Origin of the sequence: Polaribacter marinaquae (genome assembly GCF_038019025.1) — a bacterium.
Lineage (GTDB): Bacteria > Bacteroidota > Bacteroidia > Flavobacteriales > Flavobacteriaceae > Polaribacter > Polaribacter marinaquae.
Genome location: NZ_CP150496.1, coordinates 3,017,647 through 3,036,058, shown reverse-complemented (window position 1 = coordinate 3,036,058; position 18,412 = coordinate 3,017,647). Strand labels below are relative to the sequence as shown.

At 31.1% G+C, this 18,412-nt stretch carries 28 protein-coding genes; 1 reads left to right on the top strand and 27 read right to left on the bottom strand.

The window, feature by feature from the left end; genetic code table 11:
- Nucleotides 1-53: 53 nt before the first annotated feature.
- A complete protein-coding gene (pafA, locus tag WG950_RS13455) occupies nucleotides 54-1,697 on the top strand; it encodes an alkaline phosphatase PafA (protein WP_340933044.1) in 1,644 nt (547 codons plus the stop codon).
- On the opposite strand, the gene WG950_RS13450 is transcribed toward pafA, so the two are convergent.
- The 27 genes from WG950_RS13450 to rplP form a co-directional block, all read right to left on the bottom strand.
- Nucleotides 1,698-2,372 (bottom strand): PrsW family intramembrane metalloprotease, encoded by a 675-nt coding sequence (locus WG950_RS13450; protein ID WP_340933041.1) that lies wholly within the window; start codon nucleotides 2,370-2,372, stop codon nucleotides 1,698-1,700.
- Between the two features lie 26 nt (nucleotides 2,373-2,398).
- The gene (gene ctlX / locus WG950_RS13445; RefSeq protein WP_340933039.1) at nucleotides 2,399-3,331 is read right to left on the bottom strand and encodes a citrulline utilization hydrolase CtlX; all 933 of its coding nucleotides are present in this window, start codon (nucleotides 3,329-3,331) and stop codon (nucleotides 2,399-2,401) included.
- Between the two features lie 110 nt (nucleotides 3,332-3,441).
- Nucleotides 3,442-4,356, bottom strand: coding sequence for a dimethylarginine dimethylaminohydrolase family protein (locus WG950_RS13440; RefSeq protein ID WP_077809811.1), 915 nt, complete (start codon nucleotides 4,354-4,356; stop codon nucleotides 3,442-3,444).
- Between the two features lie 62 nt (nucleotides 4,357-4,418).
- Nucleotides 4,419-5,705, bottom strand: a complete 1,287-nt coding sequence (locus tag WG950_RS13435) for a citrate synthase (protein WP_077809812.1) — start codon at nucleotides 5,703-5,705, stop codon at nucleotides 4,419-4,421.
- A 175-nt stretch (nucleotides 5,706-5,880) separates the two neighbouring features.
- Nucleotides 5,881-7,167 carry a phosphopyruvate hydratase gene (eno, locus tag WG950_RS13430; protein ID WP_340933035.1) on the bottom strand — a complete coding sequence of 429 codons (1,287 nt, stop codon included), beginning with the start codon at nucleotides 7,165-7,167 and terminating at the stop codon, nucleotides 5,881-5,883.
- A gap of 125 nt (nucleotides 7,168-7,292) precedes the next feature.
- Entirely contained in the window at nucleotides 7,293-8,399 is a 1,107-nt protein-coding gene (gene carA / locus WG950_RS13425) for a glutamine-hydrolyzing carbamoyl-phosphate synthase small subunit (RefSeq protein ID WP_340933033.1), read from the bottom strand.
- A 97-nt stretch (nucleotides 8,400-8,496) separates the two neighbouring features.
- On the bottom strand, nucleotides 8,497-8,970 hold the full coding sequence (rplQ, locus tag WG950_RS13420) for a 50S ribosomal protein L17 (RefSeq protein WP_077809815.1): 474 nt from the start codon (nucleotides 8,968-8,970) through the stop codon (nucleotides 8,497-8,499).
- Between the two features lie 57 nt (nucleotides 8,971-9,027).
- Nucleotides 9,028-10,020, bottom strand: a complete 993-nt coding sequence (locus WG950_RS13415) for a DNA-directed RNA polymerase subunit alpha (protein ID WP_077809816.1) — start codon at nucleotides 10,018-10,020, stop codon at nucleotides 9,028-9,030.
- 95 nt (nucleotides 10,021-10,115) lie between these two features.
- On the bottom strand, nucleotides 10,116-10,721 hold the full coding sequence (rpsD, locus tag WG950_RS13410; protein WP_077809817.1) for a 30S ribosomal protein S4: 606 nt from the start codon (nucleotides 10,719-10,721) through the stop codon (nucleotides 10,116-10,118).
- A gap of 81 nt (nucleotides 10,722-10,802) precedes the next feature.
- Nucleotides 10,803-11,186: a 30S ribosomal protein S11 gene (gene rpsK, locus WG950_RS13405; protein WP_077809818.1), complete on the bottom strand. Its 384-nt coding sequence runs from the start codon at nucleotides 11,184-11,186 to the stop codon at nucleotides 10,803-10,805.
- A gap of 79 nt (nucleotides 11,187-11,265) precedes the next feature.
- Nucleotides 11,266-11,631 (bottom strand): 30S ribosomal protein S13, encoded by a 366-nt coding sequence (rpsM, locus tag WG950_RS13400; protein ID WP_077809819.1) that lies wholly within the window; start codon nucleotides 11,629-11,631, stop codon nucleotides 11,266-11,268.
- Nucleotides 11,631-11,747 carry a type B 50S ribosomal protein L36 gene (gene ykgO / locus WG950_RS13395; RefSeq protein WP_004568720.1) on the bottom strand — a complete coding sequence of 39 codons (117 nt, stop codon included), beginning with the start codon at nucleotides 11,745-11,747 and terminating at the stop codon, nucleotides 11,631-11,633. Before ykgO ends, rpsM begins: the two co-directional genes overlap by 1 nt.
- Before the next feature lie 15 nt (nucleotides 11,748-11,762).
- On the bottom strand, nucleotides 11,763-11,978 hold the full coding sequence (gene infA, locus WG950_RS13390; RefSeq protein ID WP_004568721.1) for a translation initiation factor IF-1: 216 nt from the start codon (nucleotides 11,976-11,978) through the stop codon (nucleotides 11,763-11,765).
- 1 nt (nucleotide 11,979) lies between these two features.
- Entirely contained in the window at nucleotides 11,980-13,302 is a 1,323-nt protein-coding gene (secY, locus tag WG950_RS13385; RefSeq protein WP_077809820.1) for a preprotein translocase subunit SecY, read from the bottom strand.
- 13 nt (nucleotides 13,303-13,315) lie between these two features.
- On the bottom strand, nucleotides 13,316-13,765 hold the full coding sequence (gene rplO, locus WG950_RS13380; RefSeq protein WP_077809821.1) for a 50S ribosomal protein L15: 450 nt from the start codon (nucleotides 13,763-13,765) through the stop codon (nucleotides 13,316-13,318).
- A 12-nt stretch (nucleotides 13,766-13,777) separates the two neighbouring features.
- Nucleotides 13,778-13,960: a 50S ribosomal protein L30 gene (gene rpmD, locus WG950_RS13375; protein WP_077809822.1), complete on the bottom strand. Its 183-nt coding sequence runs from the start codon at nucleotides 13,958-13,960 to the stop codon at nucleotides 13,778-13,780.
- Between the two features lie 11 nt (nucleotides 13,961-13,971).
- Nucleotides 13,972-14,493, bottom strand: coding sequence for a 30S ribosomal protein S5 (gene rpsE / locus WG950_RS13370; RefSeq protein WP_077809823.1), 522 nt, complete (start codon nucleotides 14,491-14,493; stop codon nucleotides 13,972-13,974).
- A gap of 6 nt (nucleotides 14,494-14,499) precedes the next feature.
- Nucleotides 14,500-14,850, bottom strand: coding sequence for a 50S ribosomal protein L18 (gene rplR, locus WG950_RS13365; protein WP_340933026.1), 351 nt, complete (start codon nucleotides 14,848-14,850; stop codon nucleotides 14,500-14,502).
- Between the two features lie 12 nt (nucleotides 14,851-14,862).
- Nucleotides 14,863-15,408: a 50S ribosomal protein L6 gene (gene rplF, locus WG950_RS13360; RefSeq protein ID WP_077809825.1), complete on the bottom strand. Its 546-nt coding sequence runs from the start codon at nucleotides 15,406-15,408 to the stop codon at nucleotides 14,863-14,865.
- Nucleotides 15,409-15,418: 10 nt separating this feature from the next.
- A complete protein-coding gene (gene rpsH, locus WG950_RS13355) occupies nucleotides 15,419-15,817 on the bottom strand; it encodes a 30S ribosomal protein S8 (RefSeq protein WP_077809826.1) in 399 nt (132 codons plus the stop codon).
- Nucleotides 15,818-15,979: 162 nt separating this feature from the next.
- A complete protein-coding gene (gene rpsN, locus WG950_RS13350) occupies nucleotides 15,980-16,249 on the bottom strand; it encodes a 30S ribosomal protein S14 (RefSeq protein ID WP_068363324.1) in 270 nt (89 codons plus the stop codon).
- A 3-nt stretch (nucleotides 16,250-16,252) separates the two neighbouring features.
- A complete protein-coding gene (gene rplE, locus WG950_RS13345; protein ID WP_077809827.1) occupies nucleotides 16,253-16,804 on the bottom strand; it encodes a 50S ribosomal protein L5 in 552 nt (183 codons plus the stop codon).
- An 8-nt stretch (nucleotides 16,805-16,812) separates the two neighbouring features.
- Nucleotides 16,813-17,115 (bottom strand): 50S ribosomal protein L24, encoded by a 303-nt coding sequence (rplX, locus tag WG950_RS13340; RefSeq protein WP_077809828.1) that lies wholly within the window; start codon nucleotides 17,113-17,115, stop codon nucleotides 16,813-16,815.
- 12 nt (nucleotides 17,116-17,127) lie between these two features.
- Nucleotides 17,128-17,496: a 50S ribosomal protein L14 gene (rplN, locus tag WG950_RS13335; RefSeq protein WP_015482230.1), complete on the bottom strand. Its 369-nt coding sequence runs from the start codon at nucleotides 17,494-17,496 to the stop codon at nucleotides 17,128-17,130.
- A gap of 1 nt (nucleotide 17,497) precedes the next feature.
- Nucleotides 17,498-17,755 carry a 30S ribosomal protein S17 gene (gene rpsQ, locus WG950_RS13330; RefSeq protein WP_018943599.1) on the bottom strand — a complete coding sequence of 86 codons (258 nt, stop codon included), beginning with the start codon at nucleotides 17,753-17,755 and terminating at the stop codon, nucleotides 17,498-17,500.
- A 20-nt stretch (nucleotides 17,756-17,775) separates the two neighbouring features.
- Nucleotides 17,776-17,967, bottom strand: coding sequence for a 50S ribosomal protein L29 (gene rpmC, locus WG950_RS13325; RefSeq protein ID WP_077809829.1), 192 nt, complete (start codon nucleotides 17,965-17,967; stop codon nucleotides 17,776-17,778).
- Between the two features lie 11 nt (nucleotides 17,968-17,978).
- Nucleotides 17,979-18,410 carry a 50S ribosomal protein L16 gene (rplP, locus tag WG950_RS13320; RefSeq protein WP_079737041.1) on the bottom strand — a complete coding sequence of 144 codons (432 nt, stop codon included), beginning with the start codon at nucleotides 18,408-18,410 and terminating at the stop codon, nucleotides 17,979-17,981.
- Nucleotides 18,411-18,412 lie beyond the last annotated feature (2 nt).

Here is an 18,412-nt window from a genome sequence, read left to right as displayed (position 1 = left end):
CTTCAAAATAAAAAATAATTACTTTTGATGAAATTTATAATATTTTTCAACTAATGAAGAAAGCTATTTTCTACCTATTAACATCAATTATTTTAATCTCTAGTTGTACTAGAAGTAGTACAAAAACCTCAAAAAAACCAAAGTTGGTAATTGGTATTGTAATAGATCAAATGAGATATGATTATTTAACAAGATATGCAGACAGGTATTCTGAAGGCGGGTTTAATAGAATTTTAAAAAACGGATTCTCTCTTGAAAATGCCCATTTTAATTATATACCAACATATACTGCTGTCGGACACACATCTATATATACAGGTACAACACCAGATAATCACGGTATAATTTCTAACAATTGGTACGATAAAAAATTAAAAGAAACGATCTACTGTGTAGATGATGATAACTACAAAACGGTAGGAAATGATGGTTATGTTGGAAAAAAATCTCCACATAGATTATACACTACAACAATAACCGATCAGTTACAATTAGCACAAAATATGCAAGGAAAAACAATTGGTATTTCTATTAAAGATAGATCTGCAATTTTACCAGTTGGGCATACAGCTAATGCTGCATATTGGTACGATGGAGGCGATAAAAATCAATGGATAACTAGTTCTTTTTATATGGATGAATTACCAAGTTGGGTAAAAGATTTTAATAAAAATAACAAAGCAGATTCTTATTTAAATACTACTTGGGAAACATTATATGATATCGAAACATATACACAAAGTAGAGCCGATAATAATATTTACGAAAACAATTTAAACGGAAAAGAAAAACCAGACTTTCCTAAAAACTTAAAAGAATTAAGAGAAAAAAATGGGAATTTTAGCTTGATCAAAACTATTCCTGCTGGTAATACTTATACTGTAGATTTTGCAAAAGCAGTGATTAAAGGAGAACAATTAGGTACTACTGAATTTACAGATTTTTTAAGTGTTAGTTTTTCATCTACAGATTATGTTGGTCATAGATACGGTGTTGCTGCTGTAGAAACTGAAGATACATATTTAAGACTTGATAAAGATTTAGAAGAATTTTTTAATTTTTTAGACACTGAAGTTGGTAAAGGAAATTACACTTTATTTTTAACTGCAGATCATGCAGCGGTTCATGTACCATCTTACCTTCAATCACTAAAAATACCTGCACATTATATGAGCACTAAAGATTTTAGCGACTTCTTATTAGGTGTTACCCAAAAGTATTTTAATTCTAAAGAATTGATAGAAAATGTTTCTAATTATCAAATCTTTTTAGATAAAAATAAAATTGAATCTTTAGGTTTAGATAAAAATGATGTTGCACAAAGAATTGCTGATGAAGTTGTAAATTTTGATAAAATATACAAAGCTGTAACTGCTAGAACATTACAAACAACTAATTTTACTAGCGGTATTTTAAGCTCTTTGCAAAATGGTTACAATCAGAAATTTTCTGGAGACGTTTTAATGATTCCTTATCCTGCAACATTAATTAGCAGTAGAAAAGGTACAAGTCACGGTTCTGGTTACTCTTATGATACACACGTACCAATTATATTTTATGGTAACGGAATTAAAAAAGGAAGATCTACTAAGAAATATGATATTATAGATATTGCACCTACAATTTCTAATTTACTTAAAATTGAAGCGCCAAACGGAACATCAGGAAAAATTATAGATGAAGTTTTAGAGAAATAATTACAATTTAAAAACAGAATTATCTTGGTGCTTTTTAATAGCTTTTCTAGAAAGAACAATTCCTATTATAAGCGATATAAAAGCACCAATTGAAATTCCCGGAATAAAATTTATGAATAGAAAAAAATCATAAGCTCCATGAAATATTGTAGCTAATAACAAACCAATTAAATTCAATTGAACTCTATTCTTAGAAAACTTAGCTTTTCCCATAAAATATCCCATCAAAATTCCGAAAGTTGCATGTGCAGGAACAGCCGTAAAAGCTCTAATTAAACCTGTCCCAGCACCATATTGAAAAGTATATATTACATTTTCTAAAGCTGCAAACCCCATAGAAACCATCACTGCATAGACGATTCCATCGAAGGGTTCGTTAAATTCTTTATTTTTTTGCGAATAAAACCTTACTATTAAATATTTAGAAAATTCTTCAACTAAAGCAACTACTACAAAAGCTTTTAAAAACTGATGAAATATATCTTTTGAATTTAATTCTGGAAATAATAAGGTAGCAGCATAGCCAATAGCAAAAGTTAGAGTCACACTTACAGTTGCACCTAATAGAAATGTTTTTACTAAAATTGTTACAGGCTCTTTTTCATATTTATCTTTAAAGTAAATATATAAAATTATAATAGTTACTGGCGCAATAGCCAAGAGTAGTAAATTCATTTATCCGCAGCAATTTAAACTTGATTTTAATTTTTTGGTAAAAATACTTCTGCCATCATACATCGTGCACTACCACCACCGCAAGTTTCTATTGTTTCTAAAGAACTAGAAATAATTTTACAATGATTATTTATTTTAGCTACCTGACTTTGTGTTAACGAATCGTGTGCAGTTTTACTCATCACAAGAAACAACTCATCATTAGCTCCTCTAACTTGTAACATGTTACCGGCAAAATTATGCATTTGAGCTTCAGTAATTTCAATGACCTGTTTACCATCTTCTTTTAAATGCTTTAAGACATTTTTCTTTTCGGCTTTATTATCTATGGTATCAAGACAGATTACTGCAAAAGTTTCTGCAACGCACATCATCACATTTGTATGATAAATTGCTGCTCTCTCTCCTTCTACAGTTTGATTAGCAACAAAAACTACAGGTGTATACTCAAAATCTTCACAAAACTCTATAAATAAATCTTCATCTGCTCTGGCAGATAAAGCGCAGTATGCTTTTCTATTTACTCTATCTAAAATAATACTTCCTGTACCTTCTAAAAATAAATCTTCTTCTTCAGCAGAAGTATAATCAACAATATTTTCGATTAAAAAATCATTTTTTTCTAACTCATTTAAAATATCATCTCTTCTTTCCAAACGTCTATTTTCTGCAAACATTGGATACAATCCTACAGTTCCATCAGAATGAAAAGAAATCCAATTATTAGGAAAAATTGAATCTGGTGTGTCAAATTTATCAGTATCAGAAACTACTACAACATTAACACCAAAACTTTTTAATTTAAAAACAAAAGCATCAAATTCTTGTTGAGCTTTGTTATTAATTTCAGCATTTTTTAAATCAATGTCTTCCTGAAAATAGTTGTTTACTGCGGTTTGTTCATTCATCCTAAAGTTGATAGGACGAATCATTAATATGGTATTTGTAGTTTGTTGCATAAATTTTAAATAAAGTACAAATATAAACACATATTATAATAGAATACGTATTAAAATTAAAAACCGTTTTCTTTTTTTGAAAACGGTTTTTACTAAATTTATTACAAGCTTTATTCTCTTATTAACGGCATTGTAGAACACCTTAGCAAGCCTTCTTGTTTGGCTATTTCTGAATAAGCAACTTCTTCAACTATAAATCCTTTACTTCTAAGCCACGTATTTAAGCGAGTAAAGTTTTTTTCTGAAATGATTACATCTTCTGAAATCGAAAAAATATTACTATTCATGTTATACATTTCTTCCTTATCAATTTCAAAAATATTCTCTTTTCCAAAGAAATCTACTAACCATTGATATTCTTTTTCAACTAAAAATCCGTTTTTATGAAGTATAGCTTTGTTTTTTCCTATTGGTTGAAAGCAACAATCTAAATGTAAAGCATTCTCTTTAGGGTTCACATTATCTTTTCTTAATTCAAAAGATTTTACCGTTTTTTCTGGAAACAATTCTTGCAACGCAATTACAGCATCTGTATTCGTTCTTGCTGTAATAAATTCTGGATAATCTTCTCCTGAGTAAGTACCCACAAAAATATAATCATTCCAGGGCATTACATCACCACCTTCTACATGACATTCTTCAGGTAGCTTTATAATATTTTTAGCATCAATTTGAGATAACACATGATTTATCGCATCAATTTCTTGATCTCTATCTGGCAAAATATTTGCTTTTACCAATTTATCTTCTATTACAAATGCTATATCTCTAGAAAATATTTGATTATAATCTTCTATAACTTTTGGTCTAAAAACTTCTACATTATATTTTTCTAAAACAGTTGCAACCGCATCTATTTCAGCAACCATATCTGCTTCTTTTGGGTAAGTACCCGCAAGAACATGCTGCTTACTTTTAGGGTCGTAACAATCTTCTACTTTGGGCGTAGGACCAACACTATTTGCTATTCCTAATACTACAGCTTTAAGTTTAGCTGTTTCATTTTTGATATTTAGTTTTAACATATAAAAAATGTAAAAAAAAAAGCTTCATATAATTATGAAGCTTTTTATTGTTAGTGTTTTTATTATCTATTTTCTATAGATGTAAAAGCTCTTAAGTTTTCGCCAGTATAAATTTGACGAGGTCTACCAATTGGCTCTTTGTTTAAACGCATTTCTTTCCATTGTGCAATCCAACCTGGTAATCTACCTAAAGCAAACATTACTGTAAACATCTCTACAGGAATTCCCATTGCTCTATAAATAATACCAGAGTAGAAATCTACATTAGGATATAATTTTCTATCTACAAAGTAAGGATCGTTAAGTGCTTCTTGCTCTAATCCTCTTGCAATATCTAAAATAGGATCTTCGATACCTAAATCTTTTAAAACTTCATCGGCTGCTTTTTTAATAATTGTAGCTCTAGGATCAAAGTTTTTATAAACTCTATGACCAAATCCCATTAAACGGAAAGGATCGTTTTTATCCTTTGCTTTAGCCATGTATTTTTTTGTATCTCCGCCATCTTCTTTAATAGCTTCTAACATTTCTAAAACAGCCTGATTAGCACCACCGTGTAATGGTCCCCAAAGTGCAGAAATTCCTGCAGATAAAGAAGCAAATAACCCTGCATGAGAAGAACCTACTATTCTTACTGTAGAAGTAGAACAGTTTTGCTCATGATCGGCATGTAAGATTAATAATTTATCTATTGCGTCTTTAATTATTGGATTGATTACGTATTCTTCATTTGGCTCTTCGAACATCATTTTCATGATATTTTCAACATAACCTAAAGATTTAGATCCGTAGTTTAAAGGTAAACCTGTTTTCTTACGCATTGTCCAAGCAACTAACACAGGAAATTTACCTAGTATTTTTACAATTGCATTGTACATTTCTTCTTCTGAATTTACATTTACTGAAGAAGGATTAAAAGCTGTTAATGCACTTGTTAAAGAAGACAAAATACCCATTGGGTGAGCTGTCTTAGGAAAAGCATCTAATATTTTTTTAACATCATCATCTACAACAGACTTAGATTTAATATCAGAATGAAATTTTTCTAATTGTTCTTTTGTTGGTAACTCACCAAAAATTAAAGCATATGCAACTTCTAAAAAGTCTGCTTTTTCTGCTAAATCTTCAATAGAATACCCTCTATATCTTAAGATTCCTTTTTCACCATCTAAAAAAGTAATAGCACTTTCACAAGAACCTGTATTCTTGTATCCAGGATCTATTGTAATAACCCCATTGGTAGCTCCACGCAACGATTTAATATCTATTGCTACTTCATTTTCTGTTCCTTTTACAAGAGGAAATTCATATGAATCTTCTCCGATTTGTAATTTAGCTATATCTGACATTTATAATGATTTTATTGTGTTTTTCTCAATTCCACGAAGATACCATATTTTATAGATAATTTATATTACTTTTTTATAGTTTTTCAATATTTTAAAATAATATTAACTTATAGTTTAAAAACGAAAAAACCTCGCATAAAATGCGAGGCTTGTAATGTTTATAAAACTTAAAAAATTATATTTTAAAAGCTTTTTCTTTAGGGAAATATGCAACTTCGCCTAATTCTTCTTCTATTCTTAATAATTGGTTGTACTTCGCCATTCTATCAGAACGAGAAGCAGAACCTGTTTTTATTTGTCCACAATTTAATGCCACTGCTAAATCTGCAATTGTATTATCTTCTGTTTCACCAGATCTATGAGACATTACAGATGTAAAACCAGCATTTTTAGCCATATTTACTGCTGCAATTGTTTCTGTTAAAGTACCAATTTGGTTTACTTTAATTAAGATAGAATTTGCAATGCCGTTTTCAATTCCTCTAGATAAACGTTCTACATTTGTTACAAATAAATCATCTCCAACTAATTGTACTTTATCACCAATCTTTTCAGTTAAATATTTCCAACCTTCCCAATCGTTTTCATCCATACCATCTTCAATAGAAATAATAGGATATTTAGCAGCTAATTCAGCTAAGTAATCTGCTTGTTCTTGGCTAGTTCTAATTTTACCAGTTTCACCTTCAAATTTAGAATAATCGTATTTTCCATCAACATAAAATTCTGCCGCAGCACAATCCAATGCAACCATAATTTCGTCTCCGAAAGAATAACCTGCATTTTTAACTGCTAACGCAATTGTATCTAAAGCATCTTCTGTACCATCTAAAGTTGGTGCAAAACCTCCTTCATCACCTACAGCAGTAGATAAATTTCTGTCATGTAATACTTTCTTTAAATTATGAAAAATCTCTGATCCCATTTGCATAGCCTGAGAAAAAGTTTCTGCCATAACTGGCATCACCATAAATTCTTGAAAAGCAATGGGTGCATCAGAATGAGAACCACCATTAATTATATTCATCATAGGTACTGGTAATGTGTTTGCAGAAACACCACCAACATATCTATATAAAGGCATTCCTAACTCATTTGCAGCAGCTTTAGCAGCAGCTAAAGAAACTCCTAAAATTGCGTTTGCACCTAGTTTAGATTTATTTGGAGTACCATCTAAATCAATCATTAATTTATCAATACTATTTTGTTCAAATACAGAAACTCCTAAAAGTTCTGCAGCAATAATATTATTTACATTATCAACAGCTTTTAAAACACCTTTCCCCATATAAGCATCTCCTCCATCTCGTAACTCTACTGCTTCATGTTCTCCTGTAGATGCTCCAGAAGGAACTGCTGCTCTACCTAAAATTCCATTTTCAGTAGTTACATCTACTTCAACTGTTGGATTTCCTCTTGAATCAAAAATCTGACGTGCGTGAACGCTAATAATAATACTCATTGTATATTTTATTTAATTAATTTACTATTCTATATTGCTAATTTACAAAATATGATACTCATTTATTTGAGTTTAAACGGATTCTTACGAAAACGATTTCAATATTTATAGATTAACAATTAAGTTTATGAATTGCTTTTTATAGTTTCTATAAACTGGTCGAATAAATATTCTGAATCATTAGGTCCTGGACTAGCCTCTGGATGATATTGTACAGAAAAGACAGGTTTATTTTTCATTTTGATACCAGCAACCGTATGATCATTTAAATGAACATGTGTTATTTCAATATCTTTATTACTTTCAGTTTCTTCTTTATTGATTGCAAAACCATGGTTTTGAGAAGTAATTTCACCTTTACCAGTTGCAATATTTTTAACAGGATGGTTAATACCTCTATGACCATTATGCATTTTATATGTAGAAATACCATTTGCCAATGCAATAACTTGATGACCTAAACAAATACCGAATAAAGGTAAATCTCGTTTTATAATTTCTTTAGCAACTTCTTGTGCATTTATTAAAGGCTCTGGATCTCCTGGTCCGTTAGAAATGAAATACCCATCAGGATTAAATGATTCTAATTCTGAGAACTTAGAATCGTAAGGAAATACTTTAATATAAGCACCTCTTTTAGCTAAATTTCTTAAAATATTTTTCTTAATACCAATATCTAATGCCGATATTTTAATTAAAGCATTTTCATCACCTACAAAATATGGTTCTTTTGTAGAAACTTTAGAAGCTAACTCTAATCCTTCCATACTTGGTACAGATGCAAGTTGTTTTTTTAGTTCTTCGATGTTATCTATTTCTGTAGATATGATTGCGTTCATAGCACCATTGTCTCTAATATAAGCTACTAAAGCTCTAGTATCAACATCAGAAATTGCAACAATATTATGCTTTTCGAACCAATCTTTTAAATTACCGTTAGAATCTACTCTAGAGTGAGTAAAACTAAAATTTCTACATATTAAACCAGATATTTTAATTCCATCAGATTCTACTTCATCATCATTTACTCCATAATTACCAATATGAGCATTTGCAGTAACCATTATTTGACCAAAATAAGATGGATCTGTAAAAATTTCTTGATAACCTGTCATACCTGTATTAAAACAAATTTCTCCTGTTGAAGTTCCTTCTATACCTACAGATTTTCCATAAAAGATAGTTCCATCAGCTAATAAAACTAGTGCTTTTTTTCTTGTTTGATATTTCATTAATATATAATTGTGTTTGTTGTTGTTGTAAAAATATAAAAAAAGGGATAAACGTAAACGTTTATCCCTTTTATATAAATTAAAAAATTTTCATTTTTTATTCTTCAGATTTTGCTTCTGTTGCAGTACCTTCTACTTGAGCAGATTCAGATTTTTTTCCTCTTCCTCTTCTTGTAGATTTTTTCGCTTTTTTACCATTAGGGTTATAGATTTCGTTGTAATCAACAAACTCTACCATTGCCATAGGAGCGTTATCTCCTTGACGATTTCCTAATTTGATAATACGAAGGTAACCACCTGGTCTATCTCCTACTTTTACAGAAATTTCTTTAAATAATTCTGTAACAGCAAATTTATCACGTAAGTAAGAAAAAACAATACGTCTATTGTGAGTAGTATCAGTTTTAGACTTTGTTACTAATGGTTCAACAAAAACTCTTAATGCTTTTGCTTTAGCCACTGTTGTGTTAATACGCTTATGTTCTATTAAAGAACAAGTCATATTAGCTAACATCGCTTTTCTATGCGAAGTTGTTCTTCCTAAATGATTGTGTTTTTTTCCGTGTCTCATGACCTTGTTTTATTATTCATCTTGCATCAACTCTCTTTGAGGAGCAAAATATGAAAATTAATCTCTATCTAATTTGTATTTGCTTAAATCCATTCCGAAACTTAAACCTTTAACAATAACTAATTCTTCTAGTTCTGTTAAAGACTTTTTACCAAAGTTTCTAAACTTCATTAAATCACTTTTGTTAAAAGAAACTAAATCGCCTAATGTATCAACTTCTGCAGCTTTTAAACAATTTAATGCTCTTACTGATAAGTCCATATCAATTAATCTAGTTTTTAATAACTGACGCATATGTAATGATTCTTCATCATATGTTTCTGTCTGTGCAATTTCATCTGCCTCTAAAGTGATACGCTCATCAGAGAATAACATAAAGTGGTGAATTAAAATCTTAGCAGCTTCTGTTAAAGCGTCTTTAGGATTTATAGATCCATCAGTATCAATATCGAAAACTAATTTCTCGTAATCCGTTTTTTGTTCTACACGGTAATTTTCGATTGCGTACTTTACATTCTTAATTGGTGTGTAAATAGAATCTGTAAAGATTGTACCTATTGGTGCTGAAGCTTTTTTATTTTCTTCTGCAGGTACAAACCCTCTACCTTTTTCTATTGTAATTTCTGCATTTAATTTAACAGATTTATCCATGTTACAAATAACTAAATCTGGATTCAATACTTGGAATCCCGATATAAATTTCTGTAAATCTCCAGCAGTAAACTGCTCTTGACCTGAAATAGAAACAGATACAGTTTCTCTATCTGTTTCGTCTATTTGTTTCTTAAAACGAACTTGCTTTAAGTTTAAGATAATTTCAGTTACATCTTCTACAACACCAGATACAGTAGAAAATTCATGTTCTACACCATCAACTCTTAAAGATGTGATTGCAAAACCTTCTAAAGAAGATAAAAGTACTCTTCTTAAAGCGTTTCCTATTGTTAAACCAAAACCTGGTTCTAAAGGTCTAAATTCGAATCTTCCAGAGAAATCTGTAGATTCTATCATTATAACCTTATCTGGTTTTTGAAAATTTAAAATTGCCATTTTTTCTTCGTTTTAATTGTTATTTAGTTGCGCGAAATATGAGTGTGAAGAAATACTTATAAATCCTTTGGCTAAATACCAATATGATTAATTTATTACTTAGAATATAATTCTACGATTAACTGCTCTTTAATGTTTTCTGGAATTTGTAATCTTGCTGGTACTTTAACAAAAGTTCCTTCTTTTTTATCAGAATTCCAAGTTAACCATTCATAAACATTATTGTTAGATGCTAAAGCATCATCAATAGCTTGTAAAGATTTAGACTTTTCTCTAACAGCAACTACATCTCCTTCTTTTAATCTGTAAGATGGTACGTTTACTAATTCTCCATTAACAGTAATATGTCTGTGAGAAACTAATTGACGTGCACCACTTCTTGATTTAGAAACACCCATTCTGTAAACAACATTATCTAATCGAGACTCACATAATTGTAATAAAATCTCACCTGTAATACCTTGTGAAGCAGAAGCATCTTTAAATAAGTTTCTGAATTGACGTTCTAAAATACCGTAAGTATATTTAGCTTTTTGCTTCTCCATTAATTGAGTAGCATATTCAGATTTTTTTCCTCTTCTTCTTGCATTACCATGCTGTCCTGGAGGGTAATTTCTTTTTTCGAAGTTTTTATCTTCTCCAAAAATAGCTTCACCGAATTTACGGGCTATTTTTGTTTTTGGTCCTGTATATCTTGCCATTTCATTTGTGTTATAGATAGGGATTATGAATTAAGGCTTACTCCTTCGATAATCTTGTTCCTATCAAGTTAAAATATTTAATTATACTCTTCTTCTCTTAGGAGGACGACAACCATTATGAGGAATTGGAGTAACATCGATAATTTCTGTTACTTCGATACCTGCATTATGAATAGATCTAATTGCAGATTCTCTACCATTTCCTGGTCCTTTTACATAAACTTTTACTTTACGTAAACCTGCTTCTTTTGCAACGTTTGCACAATCTTCTGCTGCTAATTGAGCTGCGTAAGGAGTATTCTTTTTAGAACCTCTAAAACCCATTTTACCTGCAGATGACCATGAAATTACATCTCCTTTTTTATTAGTTAAAGAAATAATGATGTTATTAAAAGATGCTGTTACATGAGCTTCTCCTATTGCTTCAATTATTACTTTACGTTTTTTTGAACTTGCTTTTGCCATAATTATTTAGTTTTAGTAACTTAGTTTTCTATTAATAATTGGTAAAACCAATTGATAGATCTTATGTTACTTGTCTAACTTACTTTTTCTTGTTAGCTACAGTTTTTCTCTTACCTTTTCTTGTACGAGAATTGTTTTTAGTTCTTTGTCCTCTTAAAGGAAGACCAAGTCTATGACGAATTCCTCTCTGACATCCAATATCCATCAAACGTTTGATGTTTATCTGAACTTCAGATCTTAATTCTCCTTCAATTGTGAAAGATCCAACTTGCTCTCTAATTGCAGCGATTTGATCATCAGTCCAATCTTGAACTTTAATACTCTCGTCTACCTTAGCTTCTGCTAAAACTTTTTTAGCTCTGCTGCTTCCAATACCAAAGATGTAAGTTAAAGCAATAACCCCTCTTTTATTCTTTGGAATATCAATACCTGCTATTCTTGCCATTACCCTTGTCTTTGTTTAAATCTAGGATTTTGTTTATTAATTACGTATAATCTACCTTTTCTGCGCACTATTTTGCAGTCGGCACTTCTTTTTTTAACTGATGCTCTAACTTTCATCTGTTTAGTTTTTTTTTAGTATCTGTAAGTAATTCTTGCTTTTGATAAATCATACGGACTCATCTCTAACTTTACCTTGTCTCCAGGTAAAAGCTTGATATAATGCATACGCATTTTACCAGAAATGTGAGCCGTTACAATATGTCCGTTTTCTAATTCTACACGAAACATAGCATTTGATAATGCTTCTGTGATTGTTCCGTCTTGTTGAATTGCTGATTGTTTAGCCATACTATTTATTTGATTTTCTATTGCTGTTTCCTGTTTTCATTAAACCATCATAATGATTATTTAATAAATACGAGTTAATTTGTTGCATTGTATCAATTGCTACACCTACCATAATGATTAATGATGTACCACCGTAAAACATTGCCCATCCCTGTTGTACTCCAAACTGAACTACAATTGCAGGTAATATAGACAATGCAGCTAAAAATAACGATCCAGGGAAAGTTATTCTAGATAATACACTATCTAATCTATCCGCAGTATCTTTTCCAGGTCTAATACCAGGAATAAAACCACCACTTCTCTTCAAATCCTCAGCCATTTTATTGGTAGGAATTGTAATTGCAGTATAAAAATAACTAAAAATTATAATTAGTAAAGCAAATATAACATTGTACTGCCAACCATTAGGATCTGTTAAACCAACTAAAGCTGGAAATCTTTGACCTAAAGCTAAAGGCAAAAACATAATTGCTTGAGCAAAAATAATTGGCATTACACCTGCTGCATTTAATTTCAAAGGAATGTAATCTCTTGAACCTGCAACATTTTGTACATTACCTGCAACTGTTCTTCTTGCATATTGTACAGCAATTTTTCTAACAGCTGTAACTAATAAAACAGTTAATAAAATCACTACAAACCAAACGATAATTTCAATTAAAATCATCATTAAACCACCTGCACCTGCATTTTCTGTTTTAGAAACAAACTCTTGTAAAAAAGCAGCTGGGAAATTAGCAATAATACCAACAGTAATTAATAATGAAATACCATTACCTATACCTTTATCAGTAATACGCTCACCTAACCACATAGCAAAAATTGTACCTGCAGTTAAGATTATGATTGATGATACCCAAAAAGTTAAACCACTAACTAAAAAAGCTTCTGGTGGTAAGTTAAATTGAGTCTTAATAGCAGTAATATACGTTGGTGCTTGTACTAACGTAATAACTATTGTTAACCATCTTGTAATTTGTGTAATTTTTTTTCTACCACTTTCCCCATCTTTTTGTAGTTTTTGTAAATAAGGAACAGCAATTCCCATTAACTGAACTACAATAGAAGCAGAAATGTATGGCATTATACCAAGAGCCATTACTGACGCCCTAGCAAATGCCCCACCTGTAAATGCATTCAATAATCCTAAAAGACCTCCAGAAGTACTTTCTTTTAAAGCTGATAACTGTAATGGATCTATACCAGGTAATGGTACAGCAGCCATAAAACGATACACAGCAATTAAACCGATAGTAAGAAGAATTTTGTTTTTTAATTCTTCAATTTTGAAAATATCCTTTAGCGTATTAATAAAATTCATCATTTACGTGTTCTTATAAAGCAACAGCTTCTCCTCCAGCTGCTTCAATAGCTGCTTTTGCTGATGCTGTAAATTTATGTACAGTTATATTTAATTTAGCTTTTAACTCTCCGTTTCCTAAAATTTTAACTAGGTCGTTTTTACCAGCCAATCTGTTAGCAATTAGAATATCTAAATTTACTGTATCTGTTATTTTTCCACTATCAACTAAAGATTGTAATTTATCTAAATTGATTCCTTGATACTCCTTACGGTTAATATTTGTGAAACCAAATTTAGGTACACGTCTTTGAAGAGGCATTTGACCACCTTCAAAACCTATCTTTTTAGAATAACCAGAACGAGATTTCTGTCCGTTGTGACCTCTTGTAGCAGTACCACCTTTTCCAGAACCTTCACCTCTTGCAATTCTTTTTCCTTTTTTAATGGAACCCTCTGCAGGTGTTAAATTATGTAAACTCATTTTTTATAAATCTTATTTAATTTCTTCAAAAGAAACTAAGTGTTTAACTGTATTTACCATACCAATAATTGTAGGAGTTGCCTCATGTTCTACAGTTTGGTTCATTTTACGTAAACCTAAAGCCTCTAAAGTTCTTTTTTGACTTTGAAGACGTCCGATTTGACTTTTTACTTGTGTAACTTTAATTCTTGCCATCGTTCTTAGATTTATCCGTTAAATACTTTTTCTATAGATATACCTCTTTGCTTAGCAATAGAAGATGCACTTCTTAATTGTAATAATGCATCAAAAGTAGCTTTCACAGCATTGTGAGGATTAGATGATCCTTGAGACTTTGATAATACATCATGTACACCAACAGATTCTAATACGATACGTACAGCACCACCAGCAATAACCCCTGTACCAGGAGATGCAGGCTTGATAAAAATCTTTGCTCCACCAAATTTACCTTTTTGTTCATGAGGTAAAGTACCATCTAAAATAGGAATTCTAACTAAGTTTTTCTTTGCATCTTCTACTGCTTTTGCAATTGCAGAAGAAACATCTTTAGATTTACCTAAACCATGTCCTACAACACCATTACCATCACCTACAACAACAATTGCAGAGAAACCAAATGCTCTACCACCTTTTGTAACTTTAGTAACACGTTGTACACCTACTAATTTATCTACAAGTTCTAACCCACTAGGTTTAACTCTTTCTACGTTTTTATAACCTTGCATATTTTCTTAAAATTTTAAACCAGCTTCTCTTGCAGCTTCTGCTAATACTTTAACTCTACCATGGTATAAATAACCATTTCTATCAAAAGCAACATTTTCTAATCCTGCTTTAGTAGCTTTTTCTGCAATTGCTTTACCTACCGAAGTAGCTGCTTCAATTTTAGAACTTGCTTTAATATCTTTATCTCTAGATGAAACAGCAGCTAAAGTCACTCCGTTTACATCGTCTACTATTTGAGCGTAAATTTCTTTGTTACTTCTATAAACCGATAATCTTGGTTTTGTAGCAGTACCAGAAATAATTTTTCTAATTCTACGCTTTATTCTAGCTCTTCTTTCTAGCTTTGATAATGCCATATTGCTATATTATTATGCAGATTTACCTGCTTTTCTTCTTAATAATTCACCAACAAACTTAACACCTTTACCCTTATATGGCTCCGGAGCTCTAAAAGAACGAATCTTTGCAGCTATTTGACCAACTAACTGTTTGTCAAAAGAAGTTAATTTAATGATTGGGTTTTTCCCTTTCTCTGATACTGTTTCTACTTTCACTTCTGGAGCTAATTCTAAAACAATATTATGAGAGAAACCTAAAGCTAAGTCTAATTTCTGACCTTGATTTGAAGCTCTATAACCTACTCCTACAAGCTCTAATTCTTTAGTCCAACCTTTACTTACACCTTCAACCATGTTATTGATTAAAGCTCTCATTAAACCATGTTGTGCTTTATGGTCTTTGCTTTCCGACGCTCTATCTAACGTGATAACTCCATCTTCAATACTTACTGTAATTCCTTCAGAAATAGTTTGAGTTAACTCTCCTAATTTCCCTTTTACAGTAATTACGTTGTCTTTTATGTTTACATCTACACCTTGTGAAATGCTAACGGGATTTTTTCCTATTCTACTCATTTCTTAAAAATTAATAAACGTAACATAAAACTTCTCCTCCAACATTTTCTTGACGTGCTTTTTTGTTTGTCATAACACCTTTAGATGTTGAAACAATAGCAATACCTAGTCCGTTTAATACTCTTGGCATCTCTGAAGAACCAACATATTTTCTTAAACCTGGCGTACTGATACGTTGGATTTTTCTAATTACTGACTCTTTTGTTTCCTTGTCATATTTTAAAGCTATCTTGATAGTTCCTTGAACTTTATCATCATTAAATTGATAACTTAAAATAAACCCTTGGTCAAACAAAATTTTAGTCATTTCCTTCTTCAAGTTTGAAGCTGGAATTTCTACTACTCTGTGTCCTGCAGCGATTGCATTTCTAACTCTTGTTAGAAAATCCGCAATTGGATCTGTATACATACTTATTTATATTGCGATTACGGTTTTCAAATACCTCTATTTATGCTACAGATTTCTCTGTGATAAATGAACCTATAATCAGTTAAAATTCTTATACTCAAAAAAAATAGAGCGTGCAAAGATACACATTCTATTTTTATTTTTAAGCTTTATTTAAAATTTCTACCAACTTGCCTTTTTAACACCTGGTATTAATCCTTGATTTGCCATTTCACGAAACGTTACACGAGAGATACCAAATTGTCTCATATATCCTTTTGGACGTCCAGTTAATTTACATCTGTTGTGCATTCTTACTGGTGATGCATTTTTTGGTAATTTTTGCAATGCTTCATAGTCTCCAGCTTCTTTTAAAGCTTTTCTCTTTTCTGCATATTTTGCAACTGTTTTTGCTCTTTTACGTTCGCGAGCTTTCATTGATTCTTTAGCCATTTCTTAATTTTTTTTGAATGGTAAACCTAATTCTCCTAATAATGACTTTGCTTCCTTATCAGTATTTGCAGATGTTACAAAAGTAATATCCATACCGTTAATTTTCTTCACTTGGTCAATATTTATCTCTGGGTAAATGATTTGTTCAGTAATACCTAAATTGTAATTACCTCTACCATCAAATCCATTAGCTTTAATACCGTTAAAGTCTCTTACACGTGGCAAAGAAGCTGTAACTAGTCTGTCTAAAAATTCATACATTTTATCACCTCTTAACGTAACTTTTGCTCCAATTGGCATTCCTTTACGTAATTTAAATGATGCAACATCTTTTTTAGACATTGTAGATATCGCTTTTTGACCTGTAATTTTAGTCAACTCTTCTAAAGCATAATCTATTAATTTCTTATCTGCAATTGCAGCACCAACACCTTTAGAAACAACAATCTTTTCTAATTTTGGTACTTGCATTACATTCTTATAACTGAATTCTTCAGTAAGAGCTTTAACAACTCTTTCTTTGTATTCTGATTTTAATCTTGGTACGTAACTCATGATTACTCTTATTTTTTAGTTTTTTTAGAGATTCTAGTTTTAGTATCTCCATCAACCTGATAACCTACTCTTACAGCTACACCTTCTTCTACTAACATTACGTTAGATATATGAAGAGAAGCTTCTTTCTTTACAATACCACCTTGAGGATTTTGAGCATTAGGTTTAGTGTGTTTAGAAACTAAATTTACACCTTCTACTAAAACTCTATCCTTATCTTTGATAATTTGTAAAACCTTACCTTCAGATCCTTTATGATCTCCTGCAATTACTTTTACAGTATCTCCTGATTTTAATTTAAACTTCTTCATTTTATTATAATGTTAAAGCACTTCAGGTGCTAATGATACTATTTTCATGAATTGTTTCTCACGAAGTTCACGTGCAACTGGTCCGAAAACACGAGTTCCTCTCATTTCCTCTGTAGGATTTAAAAGTACACAAGCATTATCATCAAATCTAATATAAGATCCGTCTTTACGTCTAACTTCTTTCTTTGTTCTTACAACAACTGCTCTAGATACTTGACCTTTTTTTACAGTTCCGTTAGGAGTTGCAGATTTAACCGATACAACAATCTTGTCTCCAATACTTGCGTAACGCTTTTTTGTACCTCCTAAAACTCTAATTACTAAAACTTCTTTAGCTCCAGTATTATCTGCTACTTTTAATCTTGATTCTGTCTGTAACATATTATTTAGCTCTTTCTAGGATTTCTACTAATCTCCAACGTTTAGATTTACTCATAGGTCTTGTTTCCATGATCCTAACTGTATCTCCTTCGTTGCAATCATTCTTTTCGTCGTGTGCAACGTACTTCTTAGTCTTTAATACGAACTTTCCGTACATTGGGTGCTTAACTCTTTTAGTTTCAGCAACAACAATAGATTTTTCCATTTTGTTACTAGAAACAACACCAATTCTCTCTTTTCTAAGATTTCTTTTTTCCATCTTTAAAACTGACTATAGAATTATTGTAATTCTCTTTTTGTTAATTCTGTTGCAATTCTTGCTACAGTTCTTCTTAAACTTCTCAACTGCAATGGGTTCTCCAAAGGAGTTATTGCGTGAGCCATTTTAAGATCAGTATAATTCTTTTGCAACGCTCCAAGCTTTTCATTAAGATCTGCTATAGATAATTCTTTTATTTCTGATTGTTTCATTGTATTTAGAATTAAGCGTTAATATCAAAATCTCTTGCTACTACAAACTTCGTTCTTACTGGAAGTTTTTGTGCTGCTAAACGTAAAGCTTCTTTTGCAACATCCATTGGCACTCCACCAATTTCAAACAAAATTCTACCTGGTTTAATAACTGCAACAAAATGATCTGGTGCTCCTTTACCCTTACCCATACGTACTTCTAAAGGCTTCTTAGTGATAGGCTTGTCTGGAAATATTTTAATCCATAACTGACCTTCTCTTTTCATATGACGAGTAGCCGCAATACGAGCTGCTTCTATCTGACGCGAAGTTAATAAATTCTGGTCTAAAGATTTGATACCAAACATTCCGTTAGAAAGTTGATTTCCTCTACCAGAAATACCTGTCATATTTCCTTTCGCCTTCTGTACCTTACGGTATTTTACTCTTTTTGGCTGTAACATTT